This window comes from Streptomyces atratus (genome assembly GCF_040655115.1).
Taxonomy (GTDB): domain Bacteria; phylum Actinomycetota; class Actinomycetes; order Streptomycetales; family Streptomycetaceae; genus Streptomyces; species Streptomyces atratus_D.
On sequence record NZ_JBFAJH010000005.1, the window covers coordinates 183,674 to 189,602 of the forward strand.

Sequence of the window (5,929 nt, forward strand, 5' to 3'; positions counted from 1 at the left end):
ACGGTACGAAGCGATGTGTCCGGTGGCATGGGGTGCAGGCGAACAGTTGCCGATACTGTTCCCCGGTATGGGTCGTTGGTGGTAGAACGTGCGCGGCCAAAGTCGTTATGTGCAAGATTGCGGCGAGTGGGTTGCCTTCGCCGCTGAGGGGGTGTGGCGCCATCACCGGACGTCTCGGTTTCGGGGAGGTTTTACGCAGTCATCGGCGCGCGGCCCGTCTGACGTTGGAGAAGTTGGCCGAGGTGTCGGGGGTGAGTGCTCGGACTCTGTCGGACATGGAGCGCGGCCGCAGCAGGGGACCTCAGCATCGGACCGTGACCGCATTGGCGGACGCGCTCGCGCTGGAGGGCGATGCCCGTAAGCGGCTGTTCGAGTTGGCGCGCGAGGGCCGGCTACGGGATCACTGGACGCGTCCGACGGGTCTGTGTGAACTTCCCCGGTCGGTCGACGACTTCACCGGCCGTGCCGCTGAACTGGTCTGGGTGGGCGAGCTGGTGTACGCCGAGAGTTCGCCGGGTGTCGGCGTGGTGGGGCTCATCTCCGGCTCCGCGGGCCTGGGGAAGACCACGTTCGCCGTCCGTGCCGCTCATTCGGTACGGCCGAGCTTTCCCGACGGGGTGTTCTTTCTCGACCTGTTCGGCATGTCCCAGCGGCCTCTGGCCGCCGATGACGCCTTGCAGTTGCTGCTGCGTGCGCTCGGTGTCGCGGACCAGCAGATCCCGGGGGACATCCAGGGGCGCGCCTCCTTGTACCGGTCGCTGCTGAGGGACAGGCGTGTCCTTGTCGTCCTCGACAACGCCGCGTCGGAGAAGCAGGTGCGCCCGCTGCTGCCGGGAGAGGGCGCGGGCAGGGCGCTGATCACCACCCGGCGGTTGCTGTCGGGTCTGGAGGGCGTCCGCAGGCTCATCCTCGGGCCCCTGCCGCTGCAGGAGTCCACGCAACTGCTGACCGGGATTCTGGGCGACCGTTCCGCATCCGACGGGGAATCGGCCCTCGCGCGGCTCTCCGAGTTGTGTGGCGGTCTGCCTCTGGCGCTGCGGATCATCGGGAACCGCCTGGTCAGCCGGCCCGGATGGGACGCCGCCGAACTCGCTGCCCGGCTGGCGAACGAGGAGCGCCGACTGGACCAGTTCAAGGCCGGCGATCTCAAGATCGCCAACGCGTTCGGGATGTCGTACGAGCAACTCGCCGATTCCGCGCGGCGGATGTTCCGGCGACTCGCTGTGGTACCGGGACAGGACTTCGACGCCGCCCTGGCGGCCGTCGCCGGAGGGGTTCCGAACGAGGATGCCTGGGAGGCTCTCGACGACCTCGTCGACCTCGGCCTGCTTCACGACAGCGCCGCGGGCCGTTACCGCTTCCACGACCTGGTCCGCCTGTTCGCCCGCGGCCGGCTCCACGAGGAGGAGGCCGCGGCCGAGTGCGAGGCGCTGACGGGCCAGGTGACGTCGTGGCTGCTGCGGATGGCCACGCTGTCCGGGCGGTGGTTCGAACCCGGCTACGGCCGTCCCGACGGGCCCGACCCCGATCTCGCCGTCCCGTCCTCCGCCGAGGAGGCCGACTGGTGGCTGCGGGTGAACGTGCACAACTGGCTGGGGGCGATGCGGGCTGCGGCCGGCAGCGGCCGGCACACCCTCGTCCTCGACTGCGCGGAGTCGATGCACTGGTTCTCCGAACGGTGGGCGCACAGCCCGCACTGGCAGGAGGTCTTCACACGGGGAGCGGAGGCCGCCGCCGCCCTCGGCGACCTGGCGCAGCAGGCGACCCAGCTGAACTATCTGGCCTGGGTTCATTCGGTGCCGCCCAGCGACCCGGAGGCTGTACTGCGGTATGCGGCCGAGGCGCTGGAGTTGGCCACCCGGGGCGGTGCCACGGCGCAGATCGCCTGGGCACACGAGTACACCGCTTCGGCACTGCTCATGCTCGGCCGACTGGAGGAGGCCGTCGCGTCGTCTTCCCAGGCAGCGGAGATGTTCAAGACCATCGGCGACATCGACTCCTACGTCCAGAGCCTCGCCTGCATCGCCAACTGCCTTCTCGACGAAGGGCGCTACACCGAAGCGTTGGAGCAATACCTCGGACTGCTCACTCTGTTGGACGACCCGGAGTCGGGGATGACACCGAGCGTCGCAACGCACAGCCAGCCATTTGCGCTGATGCGAATCGGCTTTTGCCTCGGACACCTCGGCCGCCGTGCGGAGGCGATCACCACGCTCAGCGAGGGAATCGACCTCATGGACACGCTCCAGATGTCCGACTACCGGCAGGCCGGGGCCCTGGAAACACTGGCTGCTCTTCTGGCCGGCGAAGGCCGGACCGGCGAGAGCAGCCGCGCCTACGCGCGGGCGGCGCAGGTCTTCGAAGCGATCGGTGACACCGGGGCGAGCAGCCGCTGCCACGCTCTGGCGACCGCCGCCCCCTGACCTCGTCCAAGGTGCTGCCCGCGGAGATCGGGCGGGTACTTCGGCGTGCTGTTCTGCGTGGCCCGGCCGCGTCTTTTCGACTTGGCTCGTGTGCACCGGGACAGACGTCAAGGCGCTGTCCCTCCAGGTCAGGAGTGACCATGGCAACTATCAGGACCATCGTTCTCGTACACGGTGGCTTCGTGGACTGATCGGGCTGGCAGGGTGTCTACGATCACCTGAGCGCCGACGGCGCGACGGGGCTCGAGCCGGTCCCGGCGAAGATCGAAGGAGCGAGGTCGAAGGCGAAGGCGAAGCGGCTGGCCGTGCGGGGCCGGCTCGTCGAGAACGCCCCGGGCGCCTTTGACGCGAAGCGCGACCGGGCCGGCCTGTGGTGGGTCCGGCCCGAGTGGGCGACCTCGTCGCCGGCCCCTCGGGTGCCGTCTGTGCGAGCGGGACGCCGATCCGGGCCGGCCGGGGCCTTGCGCCGCCAGGCGCGCATGCCCACGCCCAGCGGGTCCGGCCGAGCCGCGGCGCCGGGGGACCGGATCCACGTCAGCTCGGTCCAAGCGGTCGGGTCCCCCGGGGAAGCCCACCCCCGGCGGCACAACCGGTCAGCCGAAGGTGAGGTAGGGGCTGGTCGTGGTGCCCCCGGCGTAGAAGGTGGTCGAACCCGGATTCTGGGGGTGCCCGGTGCCGACGTAGAACATGCCGGGGTTGGTGTTCCAGTAGCCCCAGATCTTGACGTAGCTGGTACCGGACTGCAGCGGGACGACCTGGCACACTCCCCGGGAAACGTCGCCGGAGGTGCCCTGTTGGGGGAACTCGAAGTGGACCCTGTAATTGCCGGACGCGCAGATGGTGCTCGTGCCGGTGGCGGCGGACGCCGGGGCCGCCACCCCCATCACCATTCCTGCGGCGGCGACAGCTGTGGCTCCGGCGGCGGCTGCGGCACGCTTCATGCGGGGGGCCAGATTCATGGGGATACCTTTCTCGGGAGGTCGTCGCGGAAGCCGATGCCGACGGGTCGGCTCACGGGCCACCCAGGCTTCCACCGTCGTACAGTTCGTCAGATCGAGGACGTCCACTGGGACGGCATGGCCGGAGATCCGACACCTCTTGGAGCCGGCTTCCCCGTGCAGTTCATGATTGCCGCGGTCGTCGGCCGCAGGACCAAAACCTGTTGGAGCTTGCCCGTTCAACGGCGTCCTCTGCCCCGACGGGAAGAATCCCCCCGGGGCAGGTCAGTTCCGCCGATCGATCGCGGCCGGTGGCGCGGCGCGCCAGGAGCCGTCGGTCGCTGCGGTCCGTATGGCCGGACCGGATCCGCGCACGATGCGGTCCGGTCCGCGACCAAGCGATCGAAAATCCCCCACCGGCGGAGTGGTACGGGTGAGCGCGGCGTCCTCGGCCCGTGCGTGTACATCCGCGTCCAGATCCATGGGTTCGCCTTCCGGCGCGGTCCAACGGCCGGGCTCCACAACGGGTTACGCTGCCCGGCCCCATGGGCGAGGATGTTCGCATGTACCAGTTGACTGCGGTCGGTCCCGTTCCCTCGGTCAGCGATTGGAACGACGCGTTCACCGGTCTGCACGGAGCGAGCCGCGTCGCGGTGGCGGATCGTACCGCCCCGTGGACCGGGCGGCTCGACTGCCAGCATTCGCAGAGCTACGCCATCGCCCTGTGCACCGGTGGACAGCAGACGGTCACCCGGACGTCCCGGCACATCGGGAGCGATCCGCGGGACACGTACGAACTGCTCGTCCCACTGGCCGGGACCGCCTGGGTGGAACAGGGGCCGGCCTCGGGCGAGATCGCGCCCCGCGCCATGGCCCTGTGCTCCATCGACCGGCCGATGGCCTTCGCGCACAACGCCGACCTCCGCTCGATCTCACTGATCGTGCCGGGTCGGGAGGTCCTCGCCCGCAGCCCGGCGGTCTCGCGCGAGCCGCAACTGTTCAGCGGGGCCAGTGGTCTGGGCCGGGTGATCCGGACCATGGTGACCGCGCTGCAGGAGGAGCGGGAGCAGCTCTCGGAGGTGACGTTCGACCTCGCCTGCGAGCGGCTGCTCGACCTGGTGTGCCTGGCCGCGGAGGGCGCCGTCGACTCGGCTCCCTCCGGGCAGCGGGCGACGATCGAGGCCGACATCCGCCGGTACGTCCGCCGCCACGCCGGCGACGACGGCCTGGACGTCGCGGGCATCGCGCGCGCACTGGGCTGGTCGACCCGATACATCCAGCAAGTGCTGCGGGAGGCGGGAACGACCTCGCGCGACCTCATCCGCCGGGAACGGCTGCTCCTGGCCCGGACGCGGCTGTCCAGTCCGGGCTGGGCGGGGCAGTCGATCGCGGGGATCGCGCACGCCTGCGGTTTCGGCAGCCACGCGTCGTTCAGTACCGCGTTCCGGCAGGAGTTCGGCATGACGCCGCGCGAAGCCCGGCACGGCGCCCTCCCGCCGTCGGCGGCGGGTCAGGCGCCCGGCGGGGTGAAGTAGCGGCGCGGGTTGTCGACCAGCATGGTGGTGATCTCCTCCTCGGTGACGCCGGACCAGCGCAGCGCGGGGAGCACCTGGTCGTGCAGGTGGGTGTGGTGCCAGTCCGGGGCGATCTCCTCGCGCACGCCCGGCGGGAACCAGTCGATGTGGCACGAGGCGTCGTGCGACAGGACCATCCGGTCGGCCAGTCCCTCGTGGGCGAGGGCCGCGACGGTCGCCACCCGCTGGTCGGCGGGGAGCAGGACGTCGAGGCCGAGGCGGTCCATGCCGACGTACGAGCCGTTGTCGATGAGCTGGTGCAGGTAGTCCAGGTCGGCGGTGTCGCCGCTGTGCCCGATGACGACCGCGCCGAGGTCCACGCCCTCGCTGCGCAGGACCTCCTGCGCGGTCAGTCCGGTACGGGCGGCCGCGTTGGTGTGCACGGTGATCGGCGCTCCGGTGCGCAGGTGGGCCTGGGCCACCGCCCGCATCACCCGCTCCACGCCCGGGGTGAGTTCGTCCTCGATCGCGCACTTGAGGAGCGAGGCCCTGATGCCGGTGCCGGCGATGCCCTCGGTGAGTTCGCGGACGAACAGGTCGGTCATGCCCTCGGGGCCCCCGAGCATCGTCCCCGGCCCGTGGTAGCGGAAGAAGTCCGGTACGTCGGCCAGGGTGTAGAGGCCGGTGGCGGCGATGATGTGCAGATCGACCTGCTCGTTGATCAGGGCGACGCGACGGACGTCCCGCCCCAGCCCGATCACGGTGGGGTCCACGATCGTGGTGACGCCCGTGGCGGCCAGGGCCTTCAGCCGGGTCACGGCGTCGGCGACGCGCTCCTCCTCGTCCCAGGTCTCCGGCATGCTCCGCCGGAATTCCTCGCTCAGGACGAAGACGTGCTCGTGCATCAGGACGGTGCCGAGGTCGTCGGCCGCCACGGTCCCGCGGACGGTGTGCACGGTGGAGGACGAGATCACGGGAGTGGCCCTTCGGGCTCTCGCTAGAGCCCGAAGGACTGCGGCGCGGTTGCCGTTGCAACTCCCGTCGCCGTCGCCGT

The 5,929-nt window shown here is 70.4% G+C and carries 4 protein-coding genes; 2 read left to right on the forward strand and 2 right to left on the reverse strand.

The features are described from left to right. Nucleotides 1-107: 107 nt before the first annotated feature. Nucleotides 108-2,423 (forward strand): helix-turn-helix domain-containing protein, encoded by a 2,316-nt coding sequence (locus AB0I23_RS09265; RefSeq protein WP_359108332.1) that lies wholly within the window; start codon nucleotides 108-110, stop codon nucleotides 2,421-2,423. A 593-nt stretch (nucleotides 2,424-3,016) separates the two neighbouring features. Here the strand turns inward: AB0I23_RS09265 and AB0I23_RS09270 are convergent. Beyond that, entirely contained in the window at nucleotides 3,017-3,382 is a 366-nt protein-coding gene (locus AB0I23_RS09270) for a hypothetical protein (RefSeq protein ID WP_359108334.1), read from the reverse strand. A gap of 542 nt (nucleotides 3,383-3,924) precedes the next feature. Between AB0I23_RS09270 and AB0I23_RS09275 the strand changes: the two genes are divergently transcribed. Further along, entirely contained in the window at nucleotides 3,925-4,896 is a 972-nt protein-coding gene (locus AB0I23_RS09275; RefSeq protein WP_359108336.1) for a helix-turn-helix domain-containing protein, read from the forward strand. On the opposite strand, the gene AB0I23_RS09280 is transcribed toward AB0I23_RS09275, so the two are convergent. Further along, nucleotides 4,872-5,849: a phosphotriesterase family protein gene (locus AB0I23_RS09280; RefSeq protein WP_359108337.1), complete on the reverse strand. Its 978-nt coding sequence runs from the start codon at nucleotides 5,847-5,849 to the stop codon at nucleotides 4,872-4,874. The genes AB0I23_RS09275 and AB0I23_RS09280 overlap by 25 nt on opposite strands. Nucleotides 5,850-5,929 lie beyond the last annotated feature (80 nt).